Here is a 26,170-nt window from a genome sequence, read left to right as displayed (position 1 = left end):
CGACTCGATCTCTTGAGCGAATTAGACTACAGCGCGGCGCACGAACACGTCCTGCTTACTGGCTCATTGGTCGAGGGCTTTGGCAACTCCCTTTCGGATATCGATGTTTTGATCGTCGGTGGAGCGCGTGCATGCCCGACGTCGGTGTATTACTCGTCCAGTGCTAAGCGCTGGATTGACGTCTGCCATCTGCCCGAGAGCGAGTTGATTCGATGTTTGGCTGCGCTGCCTTCTCCGTCGGGAGATTGTTCTGATTGGTCCTCAGCGAGGACGGCACCATTTAGCGTGCTGGATCAGTTACACGATGTATGTCACGGCGTCTCGCTCACGAAGCCTTGGGAAGGACAGGTTTTGCCACGCGATCGCGGCTTGGCAGAGGCGCTGTCGAAATCCTGGGCGATGTCAAACCTGATCAGTGCGCGTGCACGGTGGCAGGATGCAGTTGGCGCATCCCTTGATGGCCAGAGCCTACAGGCGAGCTATGTACGCGGAATGTGCGTTGGCCTGTGTATCGACGGCTACACCGCGTTGTTCGGCGAGACGGACATCAACGTGAAATGGCGGTTTGCAAAACTGGCGCGCGTGCATGCACGAGGCTTGGATTGCCTCGGGCTTTTCGAACGCTGGATGGCGCTCAAGAATCTTGAATTCTTTGGTTGGAGCGAATCGGCGCAGCTCTTGTTTGATGTGATTTGCCTGGCGACGTCTGGTGCGCTGTATACGCTCGACGCGGACGTTCAGGAGGGTGAGCGCGTGGAGGTCGATAAAGGTCGGTGGGTCCGCGTGCGCGTCGACGGTACCGCGGAACCCATCGCTGCGCCACGACGGTTGCGATCGGTCGGCTTCGGTGAAGTCGCGGAGTAAGTTGTGCGATGCAATTGTGTCGCCGCTCGCCCTGATACGCACGCGAAGCTATTGCCGCAATCTGACAGACTTCACTCAACGCTGACAGCACTTGAGCCGATTGGCACCTTGTGCGCCTACAAGCGTATTGGTGTGCCGCGACGCGTCGTCTATATGCTATGGATGCTCATGACACACACTGCCGATTGGGAAAGCCGCAAGTGAGCGATGAAACACGCACGATACCGGAGGGCGGCATCTATGCACGTCGTGGCTGCTTCCGGCCTAGCGGAGAGCTGTTCCCGCAGACTGCGTTCGAACCGCTCGAGGAAGTCGAGCTCGATCAACTTCAGGCGAACATGCTCGATGGCCGGACGGTGCATTTCCACTTTCAATTCGTCGAGCCAGTTTTGCTCAGGAGCTATGCAGGGCTAGCGTGCACCGAACCAGGCCTGCGTGCCGGGGCGCTTTGCCCGTTGCGTCTTTGTGAGACCGCCAGTCCTGTGCTCACATCACGTCGGCTCGGCCAGATTCACATCCCGAACGAGCGAATCTATGCGCTTTATGGCAGCGGCACGCCCGAGCAAGCTGCAAGCGAATTGGCAAAAGAGGCTCTAGCATGCATTACCGCCGCAGGAATGGACTGGCTGCCTGCACTTTCTGTGGGCGGCTTCGTTCTGGGTGGCTGCTCCAACTATCCGCACACAATCCAACTAGAGCCCTCCATGAATTGCTGGCAGGCAGCGGTAGCCATCGTCGAGCAGGCGGCGCGCGATCTCGCTTCGCTGTGGATTGAGGCCGAGGCGATTGTCGTGTCTCGAACATCCGCAGACACTGATCGCGCCAAGCGTTTCGCAGCCGATCATATGGCGGTGCTGATGGGCGCCGAGCTTTGCTCGCGCACCGTCAACGCTATGCGGTCTCCGAGAGTTGATTCAACGCTCGTCGAAGAGGTGCTCGCCGACTATCCGCTCACGAGACACTTAGCCTGTTATTGGAATAGGTCCTGGAACCGCCAGATGTTCCTCCGTGGCAGCGCATTCGACTATGCAGCCACGTTAGACGCACTGTACGAGGACTGGCACGGATGATGCCGTTCGTTGTCCTCGAAGGCTGCGACGGCGCCGGGAAGACCACGCTGCGAGAAATGCTGCGCGCAGAACTCGACGCAGCCGGCGTCCTCGCCGTGACAATTGGACAGCATTCGTGGCTGCATCCTTGGCACGCGCGCGCCCTAGTATTCGCCCGTGAGCAGCGAACTTATGTGCCGCCTGCGCAGTTGTCGCAGGCATATTTGCACGACAAAAGACTGCATGGTCTGCGCAACGTTGAGCCAGCGCGCAAACGTGCCGTGGTGATCGCCGATCGATGGTTCTATAGCGATGCTGTTTATCACGAAGTCCTATACGGGATACCGATGCATACCACGCTGGAGCAGCATAGAGGTGCGGGCACGGTGAGGCCCGATCTTTTAGTCTACGTCAGCGTCGATGCGGACCAGGCATATGAGCGCATCCTGCAGCGAGGTCGGCACACCCGCCACTATGAACGGCCTGCAGACCTGCGACGCCTTGTGGCCGGCTACGAGCAGCTTTTGCTGAACTCCGACTTTACTGGTGTCGAACTCCTGCGCATTGGCAACGCGTTGGATGTCGAAGCTCTGCGGCAGAAAGTCCGGCAGGTGTTGATACCAGCAATCCGACAACGCATCTCTGCCGCTAAATCGGAAGATCAATGAGCTATCCCGTGTTCCAGCTAGTTCGTCGTGAAGATCCAGTTTCGGTGATTCTGAAACTGGTCGGCGAGAGTTGCAACCTTGATTGCAGCTACTGCTACGAAAAGCGCAAACCTTACAGCGGTTCACGGATCCTGCGGGCGTTGAGCATCAAGCGCTTCCTTGAACGATTGCCGCAAGGCGCGGTGGCTCTGGAGCTGCATGGCGGAGAACCGCTGCTTTACCCCACCGAAGAGTTCGAAGAACTCTCTATCGTACTGCAGCGCCATTTGGGCCGCATCGTGCGGCTCACAATGCAGACCAACGGCGTGCTACTGGACCGTGACCGTATCCGCTTCCTACGCGGCCTATTCCCCTCACTGCAGATCGGCATTAGCCTGGACGGCCCGGGGGAATTTAACGACTTGCGTGTCAACCTGCAGGGCGGAGCGTCGACGGCAGCTGTGGTCGAGGCGCTCAAGTCGTGTGCCGCCGAAGGTGTTGACGTTGGGATCATCTGTGTTGTACACCGCGGTTCGCTCGGCAGCGCTGGCCCCATACTGCGCTTCTTCGCGGAGTACCCAGCGGTGAAGGTCGTGAAGCTGGTGCCTTGTTTCGATACGCAGGTCCTTCAGGAGAGCGGGCCGGTGCGTCGCCGCGCCGTGCGCATCGCGATTGGCGACAGTTGCGGCAAAACGCTTCCTTGGGGAATCACGCCTTCACAATACACAATGTTCATCGAGGAAGCGACCAACTTCTGGATCGCGAACATTGGCCCGCGCCGCTATGTGCTTGAACCCGTGACATCCGCACTACGCTCGCTCGGAGGGCTTGCAACGAACAACTGTCATTTTGCAGGCAGAAAATGCTCGCACGTGTATACGCTTTACCCGGATGATACGTTCGGCGCATGCGATGAGCTTGACCGTCGCCAGGTGGAGTACGGGCCAATCGACAGTACCTCGCCACTGGCAGCAGCACACGCGTTATGGGCCGAGCCAGCCGAGCAAGGTATGCGCGAACTGCTGCAGATGTGCCTCAATTGCGAGTTCGCGCGTGTGTGCGGCGGCGGCTGCCTTGCGACGCGACGACGCCTTCTGGCTGCGGGTGACAGCACGTCCTACTGCGCGCATCGAAAGTCGTTGCTCGCTACGCTGGCTGTGCTCACGGAAGGGGCTTCCCATGCCACATGAGCGTACCAAACCGCGCACGGTGAATTCAATTCGCTGTGTGGCGCATTTGCTCTACGAGTGGGATCACCAATTGCCGGTGGACGCGCACAAGGGCTTCGCTGTTTCGCCCGCCGGCAACATCAACCGCACAGGAGAGCTTTGCGGCACCTACGCAGACATCTTCACCCCGAAGGAATCACAGTTCACAGCCTCGCTTGAGCCTGGCGTACGCCCGCTGGTCACAGCCATTACCGGAGCAGGCTTCGTCACATACACTAGTTGCGAGGGGCACCGCTACGACGCGTCAAGCAGCGAATGCCACGTAGGCTTGCTGCCGCGCGGGACTCCCGAGCTGCGGCTTCTGCTTAGGGCTCTGCGGATGTGTGCTGTGGGTGTCAATCCGTACCTTCAGGTTTGCCGTGCAGCGGTCTACCCCTGGTACCTGTACGACGAGTCGAACGCGCGCTGCGTTCCGGTGGTCGATCTGTACCTGCATCAGCGGCCTTGCATCGACCTATGCAATTACTTTAGGCACAGATCCGAAGACGTCCTGCGCGTTGCGGCATTCGCGCAGAAAATCTTTCCAAGCGCGCTTGCGGCGCCATATGACCATGCTGCGCGATACGATTGAGCATCTGTGCGCGTCCGGCAAAATCGAGCCATTTCAGCGGCTGCCCCTGACGCGGTTGTCCAGCGTGCAATGGGATGACCCCGCCTTGGGTGCCCGACTGCTCCCGGTGCATATGGACGGCAACACCGATCAGGCGAGTCGCGGCCCAGTGCTGCGCATTGCAGTCGAGAACTGGATTAGCGCCGTCGCTGGTGACCTTGAGAGACACAGCGTGCTGGACTTGTACTGCGGGACCGGCTCGCTGGCCAACTGCAGCCGTACACGGCGGTACGTTGGCGTTGAGGTGAATCCCGTCCTGGCGGATGCTGCGCGCAAGTTGCACCGCGCCGGCGCGAACTTCATCTGCGACGACGCGCTGGCGTACGTGCACGTGGCGAATCTGTCGAAGGTTTCGCTCGTGCTGGTTCTCTATGAGTGCCTCAACGGGCTTGGCACAACCGCCGCCTATGAATTGCTGCGTTTGATGAATCGGATGTGCTCACCCGGGACTTGGTTGATAGGCGATGTCCGGCTCCGCGGCTCCGGCTGGGGGCGGCAATGTATATCTGCTTCTGGGTGCATCTATTTCGCACCATCTGAAGCTGACTTAGTCATCGACGAAAGCGGATACACCGACGATGGTGTGTACTTCGGCCATCGCTACGTCGCGCTCGCGGCTGGCGCTGTGACTGAATCGGTCCATTCCTTTATCGAGCTTTTCTCAGCCGATGGTGTAACCGAACTTCTGAAGAGCACGGGTTGGCAGCCACGTACATCGCAATTGGTTTTGTCCGGACTGCCTACAGACGTTGAAGAGTGCGCCGACAACTTGTTCTTCGCAGCAATCGCATCAGCATCATGAAACTAGGAATAAAGGCCGCAATCTATGTCGTCTCAGATGGCCATCTGCTTGTGTTTGCCCACCCTGAGCACCCCGAGGTTGGATACCAGATTCCCTCTGGCACGGTCAAACTCGGTGAGTCGGTCACGACGGCTGCGGTGCGTGAGCTCACGGAGGAAACTGGTCTACACATTGAGGAGCGGATGCTTGAGTCACTGGGCATTTTCGAGCACGATATGCGACCTTTTCGTGAGGAACGACAGCAGCGGCATGCCTTTCTTGTGCAGCTAAACTCAGTCCAACGCAGCACTTGGACCCACTGGGAAGAGCACCCGGACACCAGCGGTGCCGCCCCAGAGCCTTTCAACTTTCACTGGGAACCATTGGCAGCGCGTTTGCCCCGGTTGCTTGCCGTCGGGCAAGGGGCACCGATCGCCGGATGGTGCGTGGCCGGCGGAGTGGGGAATACACAGCGAATAGAGTACTCGGCGCTTGAGACGACGCTGAAGGATGCGTTGTCGCGTCGGCGAACAGCACTATGTAACGCACTGGCACTGCTGTTTCCTGAGCTATGTGCGGAGATCAGTGTGGCGTGCGCGCGGGGCGAGCCCTCCGGTGCGTTGTTGGAGCATGTCGTCTACCGCGCACAGCGCGCCGCTGCGGGCCAGGAATCGCTTGCCGCAGTCCTCGAACTGCTTCGGGTTGTGCTTGAGTTGCCGCAGGCGAAGCATCCGCTAGCCATCCGCAGTGAAGGTTGCCTCAAAGTCAGCGACCATGGCTACGAAACACCGCTTTACCTCGCGACCGCAGCGGCAGTTAGTGCGGAACTGCAACGCGGCGGTGCCGGCTACAGTGCCGCAATGGAGTTGCTCCAGCGCTCGGATTTCATGTACACCGTAGAGGGTTGCGTTGGCTTGGTGATCGAACTTGCTGACAAGGCTCTTCTTGAAGCGAGCGACAGCTATACGTTGTCCGGCCTCCCAGGAACCTCTTTTTGTGATCGAGTTGATAGCCAGCTACGGCGTGCGGAGAGCATTTTGCACGAGGCCACGCATACATGGCTAAATATCATGCTTGCCGAGCGTCAGCCCCAAGGATTCGGGCCTGAGGAATACTGGTCGCCATGGCGCCACAGGCTCAGGCCTGCGCACGGAATACTGCAGGCAACCCTCGTCTTCAGCCTGCTATGTCAGTTCTTTCATTGCTGTTTGCGTATCGACGAAGTCGGCGATGTAGACAAGGCATACGCCCGTGCACGCCTTCGGGTAGAAGCGGGCGTCCTGCACGACAACGTCGCGTCTATATCCAGTGTTCTCGCTAAGGTCGAGGACATAGCCCTTCGCTCAGTACTGGCGGAGGAACTTAACCGAGCTCTTAATTTGAGCTTTTGAAAGGAGTGTTAAATGGACCAGCAATCTCAAGAACGCCTGCGCGCGTTCGCTGTGGCCTTGGAAGCGGCGGGCGAAAAGACCGGCGGGGCCGAAGTCGCCTGCCATCACTCTGCAGTTGAAGTTAACGACTGGCAGGCGATTCAGGATGCAATCAAGGAGGCAGAGGCTAAGCAAGCTCGGCAAACCTGACGCGCTTAACCGGAATGTCGCAGTTTCGGCAGCGCCATCTTGACTACGTCTTAGCCCATGACAGATATGCCGGATATCAGTCCATAGAGGACCTTGGGCAAGTCAGAGTTTGCTTGCACCGCAAAGCCAACCTCTTGATGCTTAAATCGTAGGCCGATCAGTATAGTTAGGTTGGCACGTGAGTTGGCGTTAAGCGAAGCGACCAACGGCGCTCGATATGGACAAAAACGAGCGAGTTCTGCAACGGCTGATGCGTAGAGAGCTGACTTCGCGAGTCGTCAGCAAGCACCATATCCGGCATCCGTAACTGTCATTGCGAGCATCCTGTCAAGCTGCATCTCTCGGAAAATGCCGTGAGATGGTCTACGAATCGATCGCTTAAACAGGCACGCAACGCCGGTTGGCGTTGGTAGGCACTTGACTGCTATAGCAGACTCGGCAGTCTTCTTCTCCCTATCGGGCGAATGTACGTAGCGAGGGCCACATCAGATTTGTGTCCCGTCTGCTCTCGTATCTGCCAAGGTTGCAAACCTTTCTCTGCTGCGCTCGTGCAATAGCCAGCCCTCAGGCTGTGGCCGCTGACTTTACTCCTATCTCCGCCCGCGCGCGCTACCGATGCCTTCACCACCAGCGCCACCGACTGCGCCGACAAACCATGCCGTGCAACGCGGTCATGGCGGCTGACGGCACGAAACACAAATCCCTCTCTGATTTCGGAAACCTCCAGCCAATGCGCCAGGGCACGCACTGGACACCGCTGGCTGTTGGCCTGCGGGATGAACACTGTGCGACCCTGAGCTTCCTGATCGGTCTTGCTGGACGGCAAGAAAATCTCCACACCATTCGACAAGTAGGTCAGATGCTCCACTTGCACCGCCACAAGCTCCGACCTTCGCATAGCCGACGCAAAACCAACAAGCAGCAAGGCGCGATCACGCGCCGCCTTGATCGTCATCTTCTGCCGGTCGATCATCACCAGCGCTGCCAACAGGTCGTCTTTGGCCATCGGCTGAACTTGCCGCTGCTTCGTGCCCAGCGTCCGACGGATGCCCTGCATCACGCGCTTCACAGTCTCACTGCGAGCCGGGGATTCCAGATTCTTTTCTAGGTGAGCCTTGTGGATCGCGGTTACCCGTCGCTCCAAGGTCGCTACCGATAATTTTTCCGCGCACCGGGCCAGGTATTCGGCCAGGACGGCCGAGCTGGCTGGAACGCTCCCGCCATTGGCGAAAAAATGCTTCAGATCGGAGGCATATGCGCGCTTGGTAGCCGCTGACTGACTGGCCGCGATGAACTGCGCGGCAGTGGCCGAAAATCCGCTCAAAACGCCCTCTGGCGGCGTTTGCGGCATGGTATTGGATGCTGTGGTACTGCGAACAGACAAAACTGCGCCAGCGCCCTCCTGCGGAGTGCGAATTTTCTTCATGGTGAATCCTACGGACGGGTTGGAAAAAAAAAAAAAAACGGCCCGCTAATGGGGCCGTTTTTTGTGGTGTCTGGCAATCGATAACTGTGTCTTATCGCTACCTTCAAATGGAAGAAAAAACCGACAGTACATACACGCGCTGTGGAGCTGCGCATGAATGGTCGGTAGATGAGAAAGAAGTCAGGCTCGCATCGCTGATGCTGGCTTGATTGAGTGCTGACTAGCGCCGCTCGTATAAAACAGCAAGAAAAATCGATCCAGCCACACGATTGTCTCAGGAAATTTTCCTGTGGACAAAGGGACTGAAATGCATCGAGCTGAAGTATTTTGAACCGGCTTGCCAAAGGTTCACAAGGCGATTAGTTCTTTGCAAAAATAGCCTTGTCCTAGCTTATGCTCCAACAGGAAAGTATGTAACTATTGTTCTTTCTTGGGGGAGTGCCAGTTGTCAGATCAGCACACAGGAGTGACCGAAATCGGCATTCCGCCATCAAGCGCTTGGGTGCGTTTCCTGCGTACCTACGGTCCTACGCCGAACAACCTGACGATGTTCGACGAATACGTGGCCGGCGCAGTGGGCCGGGCTAAGGTGCAGCCTATTGCGCTCAGCACGCCGATGCTCGAACCGATGAAGGCGCATGTGGCCTCAGGAAAGGCTGGCTCCATGCTGATTGCTGGCACTGCTGGCGATGGCAAAACCTACCACTGCCGAGCGCTCTGGACCTCCATGGGCGGCGACCCGCGCGCGTGGGCCGCCAAAGGCAACATCAAAGAGCATCGCCTGGCTGATGGCCGCTTGGCCGTCTTCATCAAGGATCTCAGCGAGTTCAACGGCGAGGAAAGCGACGCTCCCTTGGCTCGGCTCGAAAAATCGGTGCTCGAGGGCGACGACAGCGAGATCGTCATCCTGGCGGCCAACCACGGCCAAGTGCTCGACCGGCTTCGCGACCTTGGGCGCAGGCAAGGGCGCAGCCACCCGCTGCGCAAGCCGCTGCAGGAGTTCTTCTTGCAGGCGGGCAAAGAGCCTGATCGCTTGGCTGTTTTTGACCTCAGCCGCAGCGTGGGCCGCATGGCGCTTGACGAGGTGGTTGCCGCCGTCGCCAAGCACGCCGAATGGGACAACTGTGGCCGGTGCTCGCTCAAATCGGGCGACAAGGTGTGCCCGATATATGAGAACCGCCAACGGCTTCTTGGGACTGGGGATGGCGCGCAACTCGGACGTCGGCTAGGCGACTTGGTGGAGATTGCCAGGCTCAATGGGCAGCATTTGCCGGTTCGCGACTTGCTCGCCCTGTGCGCCAACATGATCTTGGGCCACCGCGATGCCAAGGACGGTTTAATGTCTTGCGCTGAGGTCGCTTGGGTTCAGGAGCAAGGGACCGTGGACCGCGGGAGCGTCTACGGCAACGCCTTTGGCGCGAACCTGCCTAAGCGTCGTCTTGCCGACCGGCCTGTCTTCAAGGCCATGGCCGCCTTCGGCGTGGGCGATGAGACCACCAATGGCGCCGACGGCTTGCTGGTCTACGGCAAGGATGATGTCAAGCTCGCGCCGGCATTCGCCCGTTTGATTGCCAGCGACCACGTCTATGGCGCCACGCCACGGCTGCTCAGCGCCCAGGATAAGTATCTTGAAGGCGAAGAATCCGCCCGCCTCGACGGCGGAGCTGCCGGCTTCATGGACCTGTTGCAGGAGCAGCGCCGCCGCCTCTTCTTCACGCTGCCGCCAGACGAGGAGGGCTATCCCTTCTGGTCCATGACTGTGTTCCGCTTCGCGGGCGAATACTTGGAGATGCGCGCGGCCCTGCTCGACAAGAAGCCTGTCGCTGAGACTGTGCGCGGCCGGCTGGTGCGCGGCCTCAATCGCGTGATGACGGGCCTCTTGATCGACAATGTGGACCGCATCTTTGTCGCCAGTTCCGGCGGCTTCACGCAGTCGCGCGTCAGCGTGCTGTGCGATACCGAGGCGCCTTCGCGCCGTCTCAATGGCGTCGGCATGGCGGTCAAACTCGAGGCGAAGGCGGGTCGGCCCTGTCTGGACGTGTCCCTGGCCCAAGGGGCTGGAAATTCCGTGGCCTTTGATCTCACGCCCGTGCGCTTCGAATTCCTGTCCCGAGTGGCCGAAGGCGCGCTACCAGGCAGCTTTTCAAACGAGTGCCTGGAGGACATGTTGGCGTTCAAGGCCAAGCTGCTGCGCAAAGCCGAGCTTATCCGGGGACGGAGCCAGCAGGACGACGACGAGGAGGTCGGCGCCGACAGTGGATCGCTCACGCTTAACTTCATCGATATTGAACAAGGTGGCCACGGGTTCTCTAGGCCCATCACCGTGAGGATTTCGGAATGAGGCAGCGCATTGACATCGATCGCGTCGATTTTGCCGTCGATGAACATATTTGGGGGCACCGCCTGTATGACGAGCAGTTGCCGCATTTGACGGTGCTGGAGTTCCTGGGCGTGCTGGGGTCGAACTTGGACAGCCCGTTGGTTACCACGTCCAGCGACAAAGTCCGATACCGGCCGCAGCATCAAATTCGCTTGCGCGGCTTGCTGTTCAACAATCCCTTTGTCGAGGCCATCCGCGAGCGGTCCATCACCGACGACGAGAAGTGGCGCGAATGGAGCGCCTTGTTTGCCCAGGATGCGACCAAGCTTGGCGACGAGGATATGGGCTACCTGCGCAAGGCGTTCTCCAACTTCGACGACTTCGCAAAGGCCATCGAGCTGCTGCGCTCCTCGGCCTTCGAGGCTCGCAGCAATAAGCGCTGGAGCTCCAAATTTGTTTTTCCCTTTGGCCCAGACGCTTTGTTCGAGGACTTGCGGATCGACTCGGGCGGCGCGAGCAACGACCGGCGATTCTTCGCCCGCACGGGCGAGCTGCTGTATCTCATGCTCAGCCGCGCGGCTCGCGGCCCAGAGCTTGGTGCACAGCTTTCACAGCGCCTCTTCAATCGGGCGGCTCCGATGAATCGCTTGGTGCGCGCGCTGCAAGGTGAGCCCCAGCTCGCGTCGAATTCGCGCGACGTGGGTTATCTGCCCCACGCGTCACATCCTCGTTTTGACCAGCTCTGCGAGGATTGGCTGGCGATCCTGGCCAAGGACATGCCGATCTACGACGCTTTGGAGCATCTGATCGCGTCGACGGGCCTTAATCTTTTGCTGTATTTCTTGCAGCAGGGCAAGCTCCAGGCCGGCGACGCTGAGCCCGTTGAATTTGTCTGCGAGATAGTTTCTAAAGAACGCACCAAGGTTCGTGCTCTGTCGGGCGACAGCTACCAGCTCAACCAAGGCCTTTCCGCGAAAGCGGTTCGCGCGTCCATCGAGCAAGCCCGCCTGTTACCGGAGTGGGAGGCGGCCTCGAAGTCGGACTACCCCGACGCGGCGCAAGCCAGCGTCATGCGCGAGCTCTTCCAGTGGCCGTCGGCCGATTCGGATGATGAAGCCGACTATACGCGCATGTCTGGCGACAAGCTCATCGAGAGGCTGGTTGAGTTGGCCACTGCCCGCCACGAGCAGCACGTCGGAAAGATTCACGCGTCATGGTCGCGCGCCATTGGGCTTAGTTCCAGACGCCTCGCGCGACGCACGCGCTATGCCCCCAACGACCGGCTCATTAAGACGCTGGTTGTGGCCATCGTCGATGACCGGATGCAGTTCGACGAGTTCTTGGCCGAGGCCAAGCGGCGCTATGGGATTGTCATTGGCGACGCGGAAGGATCGCGCCTCGTCGCGGAGAAGAAGGTGGACCAGGAAGTGCTCAGCGAGAACCGCGCCAACCTCGAAGCGCGGCTTGTTGGGCTTGGGCTCGTGCGTCGGCTGTCCGACTCCTGCTCGTTCGTGGAGAACCCGTTTGGATTCAAGGGAGAAGAAAATTGCTGACCGATCGGATCATTGGGCGCGTCGGCGCCGATATCCTGGCCAAGCGCATCAGTGACGCTCGGCAGGTCGACGGCTCGGCGCAGGATTCGGCGGCGCTGTTCCGCCTCGACAAGCTGTCCTCTTCCCAAGTTGCGTCGGTTGCGCGTGCCGTCCTGGCCAACCACGACCTAGCCGCCCGCGTCGATCTCATGATTCCCGAGGCACTGGTCGAAGGCCAAGGCCTGCCGCCCGAGGCACTGATTCAGCACAACGCCGGCTTCGTGCGCAACAACGCGCAGACGAGCAAAGAGGCGATCCTCACCGCCAACGGCAACGAGCACAACCTAGCTGACACCCTCGGCCACGTCACCGCCTTGGGCGCCAAGGAGCTACGTGCGAATGAGGAGGCGTGGGTGGACGCCACATGCCATGTCGCCGGCATGGCTCCCGTCCCCGACGACCGCCAGGTGTTCCGCTCGGCCCTCAAGGGTTTGATCTCTGCCAACGACTTGTCTCTCGTTCAGCTCGGCGACTTTTGCGCCCATGTCACCGAGGCCATGTCTGCCGCGCGCGGCTTGCCGATCCGCGATGCCATCGGTTGGTCGCTGCCCAAGGTGGGGTTGCCTAGGGACACTTCGTTCTTTTCCAGTGCGAAGACCTATGGGGTGTCTTACAAGCCTTGGCGTAAGGCCTTCGAAAAGCTTTTCGCACACCGCGCGCCGTTGCTGCTGCGCCTGCGGCCTAATGGCCAGCCGCTGGATCCTGACGAGATGCGTCAGCGCTTGGAGGACAACGCGGCCAACATCACCGACGCTGCCCGGGTCGCCTTGGAGGCGTTCATCAACGCTCCGATGGGTGACAACCAGCCCGCGGCCGACGTGGCCGAGCTCGAGTGGGAGACCGACGGCGTTTGCCACATATTCGACAAGCCCAAGGAAAAGCTCCAAGGCCTCGCTGAGCACACGCTAAGGTTCTTCGAGCACGACTGCGACGATGCTGAGGCGCTCGATGAGAAGTGGAAGCGCCACCTTGAAGATCTCAAGGCGCGCGAGAAGCGCTCCGAGTGGAACGACGACGACAAAGTCTTCTTTGAGCTCCACCGGCGCTTCATGGAGCCATCGCGACAGCTCCATGCCCGCTGGGAGAAGGCGATCTTCGGCAAGGCCATCGAATGCACTGATTTCCTCGATGGCTTCGCGAGCGTGGCCCACCATTTATTGGCCGGCGCCGACGACATGGCCGGCGAGCGGTTTCTGCGCTTCACCGTCAACAAAGGGCGGACCGAGTGGCGCACGCGCTTCAATCATGACGTGGGGTGCTTTTTCTCGGCGATGTATCGCGGCATTCAGGAGCTGATGGGCTCGCGGGTGAAGTGGGAGGTCAAGGGCATGGGGGTGGGCAATCTTCCCGACCCGCTCTTCCATTACGAGGAGTTCTTCGCCAAGGAGAGGGAGCTTCGTGGCTCGACCCTCAAGCCCGTTTCCTCGCTGGCCCGCAACGCGGTGCAGATCAAGTTCGACGTGGCGCTCGTGCAGCGCGTTGGCGACCGCGAGACCGTCATAGACAAGACGCAGCTTGTGTGGAGCTACCGCCCCGAGTCCATCGGGCTGGCGTTGGTGTCGGACATGCGCCGCCTGCTGGAAAAGGGCGCCGTCGGCTGCACAGAGGTTCCGCGTCGCTTGGTCAGCAAGAAGGGCGGCGTGCAAAGCGTCTCGCTGCTCGACACCGGAACGCTTGAAGCCACCTTCTCGCGCGACGCCGGCTCGCTGGTCCCGCCGGCCAACAAGCTGCGCAGCTTGCGTGCCGAGATCAAAGACCGCATAAAGGAGCTCGCGGCCGAGGGCCGCCTGACCAAGGAGCAACGCGACGAGCTGCGCGCGGCATGGGATGTCTTCGAGGCCGACTACATCTTGGCGATGAAGGACTTCGTCGATACGGGGCTGCAAGGCGAATCCGTCTTGCGCCAGGCCGAGTCGTTCTCGGCGCTGCTCAACGCCTTGATGGTGCACGCGCGCGGCGATGTGTGCCGCGCCCGCTTGGTGGCCGAAGTGCTCTCCATTGGCACCGCCCGCATTTCGGGCGAGCAGCCGTCGCTGATCATCCCGCCATGGCACCCAGAGCGGATGAAGGCGCTGGCTGTCAAGACCCGCCGCGTTGCAGGTCTGGTGACCCACTTGCTGAGCAGCGACAGCGTGCTCTTCGGGCATCGCGATATCTTCTTCCGGGAGTTTTCCGAGGAGCTCGCGCATCCGTTTTATCCCGAGATCGCGGTCATGCAGCGTGGCAGCGAGCCACTGCTGGTTGCCGCGAGCAGCACCGTCAATGGATACAGCTTGCTTGAGCGGCCGGTCCGGGGTGAAGAGGACTCGATGACCGATGTCGATCCGACCTCCGCTGCCAAGCAGGCCCGTGAGCTCTTGGAGCGATACATTGGCTTACAACCCCATGAAGCCGCCAACCTGAGCGTCTTGCTCTACAACGCCGACGCGGCCGAGCTGCCGCTGGCCACCGTGCGGGAGCTCGCGGGCTTGCAGGCCGAAGACGACTTTCAATGCAGCGTGTCGGTCAGGCACAGCGACCCGGCCAAGCTGCGCCGCGTCTATGCCGAGCTGGTCAACAAAGCGGGCGACGATCCCGACTTGCCGGTGGTCAGCGAGACCTCGGACAACTTCATCTCCAAGCTTCGCATTGCGGTGACGCCGGCCTCGGCCACGCCGGGGCAAGGCGAGGGGGGCTTCAAGCCCTTTGACGTGGCCTTCCTGCACGACGTGGTGTCGCGAACGGCGGTCGAAGAGTGGCTCCCCGTGGATTGGTCCAATGACCGGCCCAGCTTGGAGCACGCCCCGTCACGCTGGTCCTATCGTAGCGTCTCTGGCGAGAACGAGCTCAAATCGACGACCTTTCTGACCTGCCCATGGCAGACGGCCTCGGGATGGTCCTATGTGGGCGCAGTGGCGGCGGTACATCGCCAGACCGATGCTCCCGTCGGAACCCGCTACCTGCCTGCCCGCCGCATTTCCTTGCAGCATGAGGCGCTGGCTTCGACCATGAACGATGCGCATGCGTTGGCCGAGTGGGTCGCCACCTATGACGAGTTGCTCGACAAGCGGCAGTTGCAACACAACGGTATCACAGTCGTTCGGTATCGCCGAGCGTCCACCAATGGCCGCAATATGATCGTGAGCTCGACTTCCGAGCTGCGCCTGCTTGGCGTGTTGATTCGCCGCCGCCTCGGCGAGCTTGGCCTTTCTTTGGGCTCTGACGAACTCGACAACGTAGCCGCCCGCATGAAGAAAGATGCGCTGTCGGTCTCCGGCGACATCGTCCTGCGCGCTGCCAAGCGCGGGGTGTCCGCTGGAGAAATGCTTGGGCTGGTCCTGAGTCGCCATTTGGTCGCCGAGGAGTTTGCCGCGCAGACCAACGCGGGCCAGTCGTTTTGTGTGTTCTTCCTGCTCGACGACTACGCCGATTGGCTAGCCCAGCGCGAAAGCCGTATCGCTGACATCTTGGCCCTTTGTGTTGAGGAGGTCGATGATGGGATTCGTCTGCGTATCGCCGTGGTCGAGTCCAAATATGTTGCCGCCGAGGGCTCGGCTGAGGCCAAGCGCTCTTCTAAGGCGCAGCTCATGGCAACTCTGACCACATTCCGGGCGGCATTGTTTGGTGATCCTGGTCGTCTTGACCGCGACGTGTGGCTCTCTCGCTTGGCAGACTTGCTGATCGATGCTGAGATTCCGCCTGGCCTCTCAGGGTTGCTCGAGCGGGCGCGCGCGAAGTTGCGCGAAGGCGATGCGGACATTGCACTACGCGGCTACTCGCACATCTTCGTCCATTCGACTGAGGCGGGCCAATCCCAATCGGCATCCGAGCAGGTCGAGATCGACAACACCGACGGCGTCCAGGCTTGGCAGGAGGTATTCGACCGGCCGGAGCTGCGCAAACTGGTGGAAGCCTATGCAGCCGGAGCCGGTGCGACTGGCGTTCGCGCGCAGCTTGGAGGCTCAGAGCCTTGGAAATCGGCTTCATTCAGTCGGCCCGCCGCGCGCGTGGCCTGGCACGCGATGATGGAGCAGCTTGGCCAGCAGGACGCAGCTGCGCAGGGTGGCGCCGACGCGGCCGAATCGACTCCCCCGGCTCCGGAGGCTCCGCCGGCGACTGTCCCGGCAGAAGCCAAGTCCGCGGCTCCTTTGGTTCAAGATGAAGCCGTCGCTGCGCTATTAGGCGAGCATTTGTCGGCCTTGATTGCCACGAAAGAAGCCGGCCTTGCAGTGGCGGACCACGAGCGCGAAGCATGGGCGCAGGAAACAACCAAGAAGCTCAAGACCGCATTGAACAGCTACGGCTTGCAGGCTGCTGTTCTGGGCACGCGGATGACGCCAAATGGCTGCTTGGTGCGGCTGGCGGGTTCGGACCGGCTTAGGGTCGAGGACATCGAGGCCAAGCGCACGCAATTGCTGACCACGCATGCCATCAATCTGGTGACGGTGCAGCCCAAGCCAGGCGAGATCGTTGTGACGATTGCTGGCGTCAAGCGGCAAGCCGTGTCGCTGTGGGATTTGTGGGCCAAGCGGCAGCTCAATCGCAACGTGGCGGGCATCAACACCTCGTTTGTGCTGGGCTTGCAAGAAATCAACGGCTCGCTGCTCTATTTGAACTTGGGGGGCGAATTCGGTGGCCTGTCCTCGCATGAGCCGCATTCACTGGTGGCCGGTGCCACAGGCAGCGGAAAGTCAGTGCTGATCCAGGCGATCTTGTTGGATATCGCGGCGACCAACTCGAAGGAGCTGGCGCAGATCATCCTCATCGATCCCAAGATGGGTGTGGACTACGCTGCCTTGGAGGATTTGCCTCACATGCGCGAGGCCATCATCACCACCAAAGAGCGCTCAACCGAAGTGCTGGAAGCGTTGGTCGAGGAGATGGAGAGCCGATACCGGGCATTTGCACAAGCCCGCGCACGCGACTTAGGCACATTCAATGCCAAGGCGGCGCCGGATGCACGCTTGCCCATGGTGTTCTTGATCCATGACGAGTTCGCTGATTGGATGCTCGACGACGCCTACAAGGGCGCTGTGGGGGCAGCCGTGCAGCGTCTGGGCGTGAAGGCACGAGCAGCAGGCATTCACCTGATTTTCGCGGCTCAGCGCCCCGACAAGGATGTGATGCCGATGCAGTTGCGGGAGAACTTGGGTAACCGCCTCATTCTCAAGGTCGCGAGCGAGGCGACCTCCAAGATTGCGCTTGACCGGCCTGGCGCCGAGCTGCTGCTGGGCCGTGGCCACATGGCTGCCAAGCTCAATGGCGAGCAAGGGCTTGTATTCGCGCAAGCGCCATTTTTGTCGGACGATGACATCGGACTTGCGGTGGATGCCATCCGCCGCGACACGGAATCCAAAAAGTCATGATTCTTCCAGGCACGCCGGGATCGGCCATTTCGAGCTCGCTGAGCGCTGGGGTGGCCCAGGACATCCAGGACTTGGCATTGCTCGACTTCCATAAGGTCGAGATGCTTTTTCTTCCCCCAGCTTGGGTCGCGGCCCCATCGATTCCTTGCACTTGGGTGCGCAGTGACTTTCCGCCCAAGACCAGAAGCAGCATCCCCAAGAGTCCGGGTGTCTATGTGTTTGTTGTCATGGCAGACGTGTTCGACTTCCCTTCCGCCAGCGGGTTGTTCTATGTGGGGAAGGCCACAAACCTGTATGAGCGCATCGGCGCCTATATCGGCGACGAGAACAATAGGTTCTTGAATACTACGCGGCCTTTGGTGTGGCGGATGCTTAACGTGTGGAGCGGCCACCTGAAGTATTTCTACACCACGACAGCTGACGTTGCTGCCGCGGAGCATCTGGAAACGCAAATGATGAATGCGCTGCGTCCCCCTTTCAACCGTCAATACGACGCGACAACAAGTAAGACGATGAGGGCGTTTTGATGAAAACAGCTAACTTGCTTCCTTCAATCCGATCTCGTGTTGGAGACTGGAACTACTACGTCACGACATTGAGCTTCCAGGAGGTCTCGGAGCTGATCAAGGCACCCGATGAAATCCATGAGCGAAAGAAGCTGGCTGAATGGATTCAGCGCGAAGCCATCGACTCGCATTCAGAGGCGATTGCCACATATATCGTGGGCAATCCGCAGCGTTTCCTCGGCGCGATGATCGTGGGGGTTTATGGGGGCTCGCCGAATTGGACACCTCTTAACGTCAAGGTTCCTGCTGACGAGGGAATTTCGGAAGAGCAGCTTCAAAGGATTGAGGGGCGCCTCGGCTTGCTCAGGCTGTCTGGCAGTGAGAACCTGTTTGCCATTGACGGGCAGCATCGAGTAGCCGGCATAAAGCTCGCTCTCAAAGATGCCAAGGTTGCCGAGCAGATTGGCAATGACAGCATGAGCGCAATATTTGTGGCTCACGACCCCAAGAGCGAGGCGGGAAAGCAGCGCACCCGCCGCCTCTTCACGACCGTGAACAAGAAGGCGAAGATCATTTCCAAGGCTGCGAAGATTGCGCTCGATGAAGATGACGGCTTTGCAATCGTCACGCGGCGCTTGATCGATAGTCACTGGCTGTTTGAGGACGCCCGCAAGCATGTGCTCTACACGAGCGGGGGATCGATCCCGGCAACCGACACGTCTTCGATCACGAGTGTCGTGGGGCTATCGGAAATCGTGAGGGATTTGTATGGCGGTCCGAAAGGCTTTGACCAGGACCGTCCGGACGAGCTTGCGCTGGCGGCCCACCTTGAACTGTGCAAGTCCTTTTTCGACGAGCTGCTGGCCCAGATTCCTGAGTTCAAGGTGGTGTTTGTGAACAAGAAGGGCACTTCTGGCGCATATCGGTTGGCCGAATGCAACCACATGCTCTTCCGTCCAATTGGGCAGCGCGCCTTCGCGCGCGCAGTTCAGTTGCTGGTTGAACGCAAGAACAGCGTTGCCACAGCAGTCAAGAAATTGCGGGCTGCCGAGCTCTTCATTCAGAACGAGGAGTGGCACCACATCATGTGGAACCCTGTCGCAAAGACGATGATTACCAACAAGGTCCTCATCGCCGAAGCGCAACTGTTGCGGCTCGCTGGACAGCCGTTGCGGAACAAGACCATCGGCAAGAAACTGGACGCTTTGCTCGCGTCGATTGCCGAAGAGGCGTAGCCCATGAGTGAGATTGCCCGGCGCTCTATGCTGGGCCGCCACGGGCCTTAGATTACTTGTGGCAGATCACGCAAGACCCGTTGCCTTCGTCTTCGCCATAGACATCGTCGATGTCTTCAGGGCATGAGCGGACAGGGCGAAGCGGATTGATCGGAATCACCGCGCGGGCGCGCTCCCTGCGCTTATCAAAGTCAGCAACGATTTGGGCGACCCGCTCGGGTTGCTCCAGCTCGGACAGCGACTCGCCAGAGGACCAGGTGAACGGAGAGCCGTGCTCCAAGGCATCTTTTTCCAGCGCCTTGGCCTCTTCGAACTTGTCGGGGTGGCGTTCTTTGAGGCGGACCCATTCGATCTTCTGCTGGAAAAAGCAGAACGTGCAGCCGCTTCGCGAGCGCCACTCGTAATACTTCGGGTAGCCCACCCCGGATGATTCAAGGATGTCCATCACGCCAGCTTTGTCGATGCCAGCGGTTCGGAAGGGCAGAGAGACGCTCAGGCCATCTTGTTTGGACGAGTAGCCCTCACGATAGTCCTCATCAGCTCGGATGGCCACATAAGACGTGACCCTGTCGCCGCCCGCGATCATGGGCCGCACCCATTGTTCAAACGGCGTCAGCTTGAGCTTTCGGGTGCACCAGCGTGTTTGAGGCGAGGGCAAAAAGTGGTTGTATTCGCGCAGCCAGAAGTCAAAGTCGCGCCGAGGGTTGAGGCGCTCAATGGACTTGCCGAGGTAGCCCTCGAGGCGGCCCAAGAACTCATACACCTCAGGCAGCTCTTCGCCCGTGTCGGTGAAGAAATACTCGATGTCGAGCTCGGGGTGGGCTTGCCGCATGTGCACGGCAAGCGCCGCGCTGTCTTTGCCGCCTGAGATTCCGAGAACGTGGCGATCAGCCATGGTTTTCCTCCTCGTCGGCTGTCAGCCGCATGCCCGCCTTGGCCAGAATGGCGAGCAGCACATCGGTTCCTAAGCCTTGCTTCCTGAGTTGGGATGCGATCTCGTCAGCCTTTGATTCCACGGCCTGGCGGTGTCGGTCGGTGATGTCGAACGAGCGCGAAATCATCTTGGCGCCAGTGCCAGCGCCGATGACCACTGCAAAGGCCTCGCTGTTGGGCTTGCGGCCCTTGACCGATACAAATGCTTCGGCTTGCCTGAATCGCAAGGCGACCTTGGAAATCTCGAGCGTCGCCGCATCGATGTCTCGGTCAGTCCAATCGCGTGGCGGCTTGTTGGCCGCTAAGCTCAGGATGCCCTCAATGCTCTGGATGCTGCCGTCATGCTTGGCCAAGCGGGTCGCGAACGAGTCTTGGCGGAGGTCACCAGTGATGCCGGCAACGGCCTCGGCGCGTGCTCGCAGTCGGTCGAGCTGGGATGGCGGTGCGTCTAGGGCTTCGAGCATGGCCGAATCAATGCTTCTCAGCATGGCCTCGTATGCGCCCGCTAATTCGGCAATGGGGCTGCGCAAGGCCTCCACATACGCGTCGCCATTATTGGTGTCGAGCAAAGCTACTAGATCGACAAACAAGACTTTGTGGGGGTCGCTCGCTTTGAGCAACGTGTCTCGAATGGATCGGGCACCTTCGCTAAGCTTATGAGTCCGCTGGGCCCACAGCGGTAGGTTGAAAACGAGCGCAACAAGGCCGCGCGCCGCCTCAAGGGGGTCGCGCGCCTCGGCGGCGTGTCCCGCTTCGGCCAGTATGTTGGCGATACCACTCAGAATGCGGGCCCTCTCCTCATCGATCACAACCCAACGCAGCGAGAAGCGGCTGGCGTCTTGCAGGTATTCATCAATGTCGGCATCGGTCAGTCGCGGAATGAACATCCCGTCTTTGTAGACAGCGACATTGGATTGATGCGCGAGGAGGAAGGCGACGAGGATGACAGACTGAATACCCGCCTTTACGCCAAAGGGCGGAGCTGACCAGCGCTCAAGGATGTCGGAGGCTTTCACCCGGGACGACGAGTCCACGAACATGTCGCGAGTCGCTTTCCAGATGTCGGCAAAGCGTGTTTCGCTGTCCGAGTCGGGAGGCACGAAGCGCCATTGGCCCTCACTGACTTCGCGGTGCAAGCCGGTGCTGCGCAACAACGTCTCGTAAAGACCGCGCTCAGCGGGGAATCCTTCAATGCCAAGATGCTCGGCCCTCTCGTGCGAAAGCATGCGGTGCAGCAGATCGCGGCGCGCCTTAACGCTGTTGCTCGATACACTGTCGCGATTGACCAATTCACTCCAGACCAGCGGCGAGCTTCTATAGATCTCGTCAGCGAGGTCGGATGCGATGGGGGAGAGTCGCGCACCGACTTCGATAGACTCTTCGCTTCCGTTAAACCACTGCGCGTCAGTCACTGCGGCTTGAAGCTGCTCTTCGAGGTTCGCTTTGACTGCCGCTAAGCGCGCATGGACTTCGCGGCGTGCGACGGCATCGCCTTGCAACTCGTGCCGTTCTTTGACCGCTTCAAGGGCCATCAGTTCTGCGCCAAGCTCCTCAATGCGAGCATGGTTGCGTGGGATGCCAACCAACACAGGCCATGGGGCGAGCCGGGAGGCATCGTCGGCTCTACGATGAGCAGACTTGGTGCCCACGCCTCGTCCGGGTAGGGCGAGGGCGAATAGGCCAAACTCTCCCTTTGATGGTGTGTACTTCTCCGCCATGCGTTCGGCTTCGTCGAGCTTGCTCAGCGAAAGGTTCATCCAGCGCATCGTGCCGGTCTCGTGATAGTGGCGCTTAGCCACTACCGGGTGCAGACCCATGAGTTGGGCGAGGTGGTTGTAATCGACGCCAGGCGAGGCGGCCAACGCCTTTGCGATAGCCGCGTCGATGTCGAAGTCGCTGCCCTCAAAAACGGACCAAGCACCAATGTGCTTCTTGAAGAGGGCTACGCGCATGCGTGCAAGCTCTTCGAGCCCCTTCTCGATTTCTGTTAAGGGTACTTTGTAAAAGATCGCGCCCAAGACCGCCAAGTCGGCAGCCAGGCCCGAGCCGTTGCGGAACAAATCGATGACAGCGATGTTCTTGATCAATTCGACCAGTAACGGATTGCCAGTCTTTGCTTCGGTGCGCTCGATGGCTTCAACCGCTTGCGACCAACGATGTCCGTCGGGCGAGGCGAGGATCGCAGGCTCCAGGTTTGAGCGCAGATAGTCCCAGTAGTTGTCCGGGCGATACCAAGTAGCGGACTTGATCGGCGTAGCTTGCAGGTAAGAATGAAAGCCATGGGGTTCCACCGATGCCAGAAATCCGAAAGTGCTTCGTTCGTTTTGCCCAAACTGTCGCTTAGAGATTGGTCCAAGCAGCGCGGCCATGGCCGGATGTAGCGGCCAGCAAGTCGCCAGCGCGTCGGCAAACTTTGCACCGACAGCAGGACGGCGCGAGCGGATGGAATCAGCAATTGTGTTGGACGCGTCGAGCATCCATTCAGGGCTGCGCTCGGCCTCGATGGCTCGGCCAATGAGTTCCACAACCTCGTCGCTGGCGGCGACAAAAGGCAAGTCGATGTAACGCCCCTGGACCTTGGTCCACTCGTCGCGGGTATCGGTGCCTAGCCGCGCGCCGTATTGGGCGAAGGATTGGTGCAGCACGCCGATGACGACAAGCTTGCCATTGGCGCGGGCCGCAGCTTCCGCGAGCTCTTGGAAAAAATAGACGTCATCACCGTGCCCGAGCGCCGAAGCCTCTAGGAACTTTCCCATTTCGTCGAGGATGATAAGCACGCCATCTTGCGAGCGATCCTCTGCGGTTTGAACCAGCTCATTGATCAAGTTGGTCGGAGACACCTTGCGGTTATCCGTGCCTTTGCCCTTCGCTTTTCGTAGCGCTGCGTTGAGCTCGGCGACAACGCTTCCACGCTTACCCACGACTGGAACCAACAGCCACCCCTTCCGGACGGGGAATGCTTTGTCGAAGGCGGACATCGAACCCAGCTTTAGTGCAGTGCGGGCGTGGGCTCTAAGATTCTTTTCGGGATGCAGCGCGCTCGCGATAGCCACGGCAAGGGACGACTTTCCGCCACCAAAAGGGCCAGTCCAGGTGAACGAGCGTTGATTAGTCTCCGTTATCTGCCGAGCCATGTTCTCCAAGATGGAGGTGGCGGTCGAGTGGCAGATGTAGCCTGCAAAGGCGTCAAGGCGGCCCAAATCCGCGTCCACGCGGATTGAGCGTTGGTAGTGGCGCGAGATTCGGACGAAGTCCGATAGCACTTGGCCTTTGTTGTCAGTCATAGGCTCTTCGAATCATGTCTCGGCGCGTCTCTTCAGAGTCACCGAGTTTCTTGTGGACTTGGCGCAGGCCAGCTGTGTCGGTCCAAGAAAGGAAGCCGTCCGTGAGGTCGGCAAGGCCCATCAGCCGCTCTGCCACCGAATTTTCGTCGAGCTTGAACACGCGGCCCGGCGAGCCATCGCCATAGGCGATGGTCTCGAAAGCCATGGAGCTCAGACCTTCTGCCGCGCTGTCCCAGTAGTCGAGAAGTGCATAGGCGAAAAGGCCGTCGTGCAGCGTGACCTTGGGCCCTCGGCGGAAAGCATATTGGCCTTTGTGGACCTCCTGCAGTAGGCCAAGCTCTCCAAGCAGTGGTTCGGCAAGATCTTCAGGAGAACCGCCTGCAAAACGCGGGGCGTAGCTGCGGAGGCAGGTCTCCAAGTCGCGCGAGAGCGTTGAGACCGAGATGCGACGCTTGGGGTCGAGCTTTCGTGCGAAATCCTCTAGAGGGCCCTCGAGCTCTTGGCGCGTGAAGGTTGGGGCGGTCACGTTATTGAAAAGCCATCGCCATGTGGTGGCTCTATGACCTTTGCCTGCGAGCCACCAATGTGCATGCCACGCTGTTGAGGGGTGCTCTGCATATGGGTCTAACCCGTCGTCTGCGAAGACTAACTCCGCGATCGGGGAGACTTTAAAAGCGCGTGCATCGGTCTCAGAGTCGCGTAGCACATCACAGGCTATTGCCCAGTGACGAATTGACGCAACCATGTTTTTGCCCACCCCGAACGAGGCAATCGCGTTCTCGTCAGTGAACGTACTTTTTGATACGAGCCCTCCAACGGATTGATCGAAAGCTTTCTTCAGCCACATCTGTCGAAGCGGAAAAGTCTCATGTCCTGAAAAATGCACAGAGCTCGCAAAGTTGGCAGTCGTTCTCATCGATTGAGTGTAACTGGTGGAGTCCACCAGTTCGCTTGTTTGTATAAATATATGTAAATTTATACAGTTGTCAAACAATTTCCGTACGTCGCGCTTTTTGTTATGCTAAAATATTATATAAAACAATTATAATATAACTATTTATTGTTTTATTGCAATGCGTGCTGCGAATTTGGTGAATGTCTCGCTCCATCGTTATGGCATGAGCGTGCTGTTGCTTCGTCTCGGTTCTTTGCTGCCCTCGTTGCTAAAAGGTGAAGAATTGATCTCGGCCAGTCGTAACGTTGAGCAAATGTGCTGGCGCGAACTCGGTTACAAAAAAATGCCGGTCTTCGCCGGCGACCTTCCCAACTTTCTGGGGAGAGACGGAGACGGAAATCAAGTTGAGTTGTCGATGCCAAAAGCCCCTGCCGTACTGGCAGGTTGCTTTGAGAAAATCAGACGACCTTCACCAGTAGCTGGATCACGTGTTGCCACGAATCTTGATTCGATAGCGCGCTTACTCGAGCTCACGCTATTCGAGTTGCGGATTCTGAGTTGCTATCGGCTTGTCGATGCAGAGCGACTGGCTGCAACGCCCAGAGACAAGCGTTCGTCACTGCCAACGCTCTGGATCATCTCTGAAGCCGATAGGAGCTTCACGACGCTGCTTCGTCCAGATGAGTATTGATATGTCCAAAGCCGTCTCATCGAAGCGCGCTGAGCCGTCTTATACGTTCCAGCGCGTCCACGCGGCGCTGCAGACAGGCTATGCACTCACCGTTCAACAAAAGCGCGAAGAGCCGGTGCCGGTTTTCATGCAGCAATCGGTACTGGACGCATCTTGCGGGACTCACATGCTGGCGATGCTGCTTGTGATTCTTGGACTTGCCAAGGCGTCAGCACTGCACGACATGTCACGGCGCAAGCATGGTGTAGCCGCCGCAGTGTGGACCGCAATGTCCCCGTACTACTTCACTGGCATCAATCCCAAAGATTGGGCGGATGAAGTAAATCGCCTCGGCCTGCCACTCGAACTGACCGCGCGCTACTGCATTGAGCACGACGTGGATGCCCCCGCCGTCAAATGGCTCATGCAGGGTGATCTGGTTGCCATTGCATTTGCCTCGGTAAAGCATCACCGTACCAAGCACTGGGCTCTCGCGGTAGGTGTGGAGGGATTGGAGGTCGGTCAAAGTCACTTTCCGCAGCGCATCCTGCTACTGGACAGTGGTGGCGCAGAACCATGTTTCCACGCCCATAACGCACGGCTGCGTTTGCCAGATGCCGGTCCCGGTAGCCGACGTGCCAAGCCTGGCTGGCACAAAGAGCCCAAGCAGAAGTTGATCATCTGGATGCATGAGTCTGAGTCTTGGCAACCCGAGGCAGTGCGGTTGCTCGCAGCCATACGTGTGCGGAGAACGTCATGACAGTGAACCGGCGCGAATGTTTGCAGAAGCTGGCTCTGGTGTGCATGCCAACTCCTTCGGTCGTGTACTCGGAATGGGTTCTTGACGATCTGTGGGCGGCGACAGAGCCAGACGCGATGCCAGCATTGGACTGGGGCGATCTGAGCGCGGTAATGGCGCGTTGGGGGCGGTCCACATGGAGCCATGTCGTTACCGGCCATCACTGCGACCTGCAAACCATGCTCCACGACGGCATCACGGCCACCGCAAAGCAGGTTTCACCACCATCGACCGTCATCGTGGTGCTACGCGGCGGCTCCGGCTTGCATCTGGATCAGTGCAGGGCGGTATCCAGCGCGTTCCATAGTGCGGTGGCAGCTTGTTCTGAACTGTGGTTTGCGGCAGCGCCTGCCCCGACTTTGGTAGACAAGCTGCGACTGACAGTGGTTGTGAGCAGCTGAAGCG

At 59.5% G+C, this 26,170-nt stretch carries 20 protein-coding genes; 16 read left to right on the top strand and 4 right to left on the bottom strand.

Features of this window, described 5'->3' with window-relative positions; translation table 11 throughout:
- The first annotated feature begins 12 nt into the window (after positions 1-12).
- The 8 genes from ACK4OE_RS08535 (at position 13) to ACK4OE_RS08500 (ending at position 6,760) form a co-directional block, all read left to right on the top strand.
- A complete protein-coding gene (locus ACK4OE_RS08535) occupies positions 13-864 on the top strand; it encodes a hypothetical protein (RefSeq protein WP_409884310.1) in 852 nt (283 codons plus the stop codon).
- Positions 865-1,064: 200 nt separating this feature from the next.
- A complete protein-coding gene (locus tag ACK4OE_RS08530) occupies positions 1,065-1,934 on the top strand; it encodes a hypothetical protein (RefSeq protein ID WP_409884309.1) in 870 nt (289 codons plus the stop codon).
- Positions 1,931-2,581 (top strand): deoxynucleoside kinase, encoded by a 651-nt coding sequence (locus tag ACK4OE_RS08525; protein ID WP_409884308.1) that lies wholly within the window; start codon positions 1,931-1,933, stop codon positions 2,579-2,581. The genes ACK4OE_RS08530 and ACK4OE_RS08525 overlap by 4 nt, the downstream gene beginning before the upstream one ends.
- Entirely contained in the window at positions 2,578-3,750 is a 1,173-nt protein-coding gene (locus ACK4OE_RS08520) for a radical SAM protein (RefSeq protein ID WP_409884307.1), read from the top strand. The genes ACK4OE_RS08525 and ACK4OE_RS08520 overlap by 4 nt, the downstream gene beginning before the upstream one ends.
- Positions 3,740-4,360 (top strand): hypothetical protein, encoded by a 621-nt coding sequence (locus ACK4OE_RS08515; RefSeq protein WP_409884305.1) that lies wholly within the window; start codon positions 3,740-3,742, stop codon positions 4,358-4,360. Before ACK4OE_RS08520 ends, ACK4OE_RS08515 begins: the two co-directional genes overlap by 11 nt.
- Entirely contained in the window at positions 4,335-5,201 is an 867-nt protein-coding gene (locus ACK4OE_RS08510) for a hypothetical protein (RefSeq protein ID WP_409884304.1), read from the top strand. The genes ACK4OE_RS08515 and ACK4OE_RS08510 overlap by 26 nt, the downstream gene beginning before the upstream one ends.
- Positions 5,198-6,571 (top strand): aKG-HExxH-type peptide beta-hydroxylase, encoded by a 1,374-nt coding sequence (locus ACK4OE_RS08505; RefSeq protein WP_409884303.1) that lies wholly within the window; start codon positions 5,198-5,200, stop codon positions 6,569-6,571. The genes ACK4OE_RS08510 and ACK4OE_RS08505 overlap by 4 nt, the downstream gene beginning before the upstream one ends.
- 12 nt (positions 6,572-6,583) lie before the next feature.
- Entirely contained in the window at positions 6,584-6,760 is a 177-nt protein-coding gene (locus tag ACK4OE_RS08500) for a hypothetical protein (protein ID WP_409884302.1), read from the top strand.
- A 424-nt stretch (positions 6,761-7,184) separates the two neighbouring features.
- Here ACK4OE_RS08500 and ACK4OE_RS08495 read toward each other — a convergent pair whose 3' ends face one another.
- On the bottom strand, positions 7,185-8,186 hold the full coding sequence (locus ACK4OE_RS08495) for a site-specific integrase (RefSeq protein WP_409884300.1): 1,002 nt from the start codon (positions 8,184-8,186) through the stop codon (positions 7,185-7,187).
- 466 nt (positions 8,187-8,652) lie between these two features.
- On the opposite strand from ACK4OE_RS08495, the gene ACK4OE_RS08490 reads away from it, so the two are divergent.
- The 5 genes from ACK4OE_RS08490 to ACK4OE_RS08470 are packed head-to-tail and all read left to right on the top strand — an operon-like array spanning position 8,653 to position 19,184.
- On the top strand, positions 8,653-10,527 hold the full coding sequence (locus ACK4OE_RS08490; RefSeq protein WP_409884299.1) for a hypothetical protein: 1,875 nt from the start codon (positions 8,653-8,655) through the stop codon (positions 10,525-10,527).
- Positions 10,524-12,059, top strand: a complete 1,536-nt coding sequence (locus tag ACK4OE_RS08485; RefSeq protein ID WP_409884298.1) for a hypothetical protein — start codon at positions 10,524-10,526, stop codon at positions 12,057-12,059. Before ACK4OE_RS08490 ends, ACK4OE_RS08485 begins: the two co-directional genes overlap by 4 nt.
- Positions 12,053-17,443 (top strand): FtsK/SpoIIIE domain-containing protein, encoded by a 5,391-nt coding sequence (locus ACK4OE_RS08480; RefSeq protein ID WP_409884297.1) that lies wholly within the window; start codon positions 12,053-12,055, stop codon positions 17,441-17,443. Before ACK4OE_RS08485 ends, ACK4OE_RS08480 begins: the two co-directional genes overlap by 7 nt.
- On the top strand, positions 17,440-17,970 hold the full coding sequence (locus ACK4OE_RS08475) for a hypothetical protein (protein ID WP_409884295.1): 531 nt from the start codon (positions 17,440-17,442) through the stop codon (positions 17,968-17,970). The genes ACK4OE_RS08480 and ACK4OE_RS08475 overlap by 4 nt, the downstream gene beginning before the upstream one ends.
- Positions 17,970-19,184 (top strand): DNA sulfur modification protein DndB, encoded by a 1,215-nt coding sequence (locus ACK4OE_RS08470; protein ID WP_409884294.1) that lies wholly within the window; start codon positions 17,970-17,972, stop codon positions 19,182-19,184. The genes ACK4OE_RS08475 and ACK4OE_RS08470 overlap by 1 nt, the downstream gene beginning before the upstream one ends.
- A gap of 52 nt (positions 19,185-19,236) precedes the next feature.
- Here the strand turns inward: ACK4OE_RS08470 and ACK4OE_RS08465 are convergent, their stop codons facing one another.
- Genes ACK4OE_RS08465 through ACK4OE_RS08455 form a run of 3 tightly spaced genes read right to left on the bottom strand, consistent with a single transcriptional unit; the run spans position 19,237 to position 24,248 of the window.
- Positions 19,237-20,079 (bottom strand): phosphoadenosine phosphosulfate reductase family protein, encoded by an 843-nt coding sequence (locus tag ACK4OE_RS08465; RefSeq protein ID WP_409884292.1) that lies wholly within the window; start codon positions 20,077-20,079, stop codon positions 19,237-19,239.
- Positions 20,072-23,401 carry an ATP-binding protein gene (locus tag ACK4OE_RS08460; RefSeq protein ID WP_409884290.1) on the bottom strand — a complete coding sequence of 1,110 codons (3,330 nt, stop codon included), beginning with the start codon at positions 23,399-23,401 and terminating at the stop codon, positions 20,072-20,074. Before ACK4OE_RS08460 ends, ACK4OE_RS08465 begins: the two co-directional genes overlap by 8 nt.
- Positions 23,394-24,248 (bottom strand): DUF4007 family protein, encoded by an 855-nt coding sequence (locus ACK4OE_RS08455; RefSeq protein ID WP_409884289.1) that lies wholly within the window; start codon positions 24,246-24,248, stop codon positions 23,394-23,396. The genes ACK4OE_RS08460 and ACK4OE_RS08455 overlap by 8 nt, the downstream gene beginning before the upstream one ends.
- A gap of 226 nt (positions 24,249-24,474) precedes the next feature.
- Here ACK4OE_RS08455 and ACK4OE_RS08450 point away from each other — a divergent pair, with 226 nt between their 5' ends.
- The 3 genes from ACK4OE_RS08450 to ACK4OE_RS08440 are packed head-to-tail and all read left to right on the top strand — an operon-like array spanning position 24,475 to position 26,166.
- Positions 24,475-24,987 (top strand): hypothetical protein, encoded by a 513-nt coding sequence (locus ACK4OE_RS08450; RefSeq protein ID WP_409884287.1) that lies wholly within the window; start codon positions 24,475-24,477, stop codon positions 24,985-24,987.
- Between the two features lies 1 nt (position 24,988).
- On the top strand, positions 24,989-25,726 hold the full coding sequence (locus tag ACK4OE_RS08445; RefSeq protein ID WP_409884286.1) for a hypothetical protein: 738 nt from the start codon (positions 24,989-24,991) through the stop codon (positions 25,724-25,726).
- A complete protein-coding gene (locus ACK4OE_RS08440; protein WP_409884285.1) occupies positions 25,723-26,166 on the top strand; it encodes a hypothetical protein in 444 nt (147 codons plus the stop codon). The genes ACK4OE_RS08445 and ACK4OE_RS08440 overlap by 4 nt, the downstream gene beginning before the upstream one ends.
- The last annotated feature ends 4 nt before the right edge of the window (positions 26,167-26,170 follow it).

This window comes from Acidovorax sp., assembly GCF_046314175.1.
Lineage (GTDB): Bacteria > Pseudomonadota > Gammaproteobacteria > Burkholderiales > Burkholderiaceae_C > Acidovorax.
This window is presented reverse-complemented; position numbering and strand designations above follow the sequence as displayed.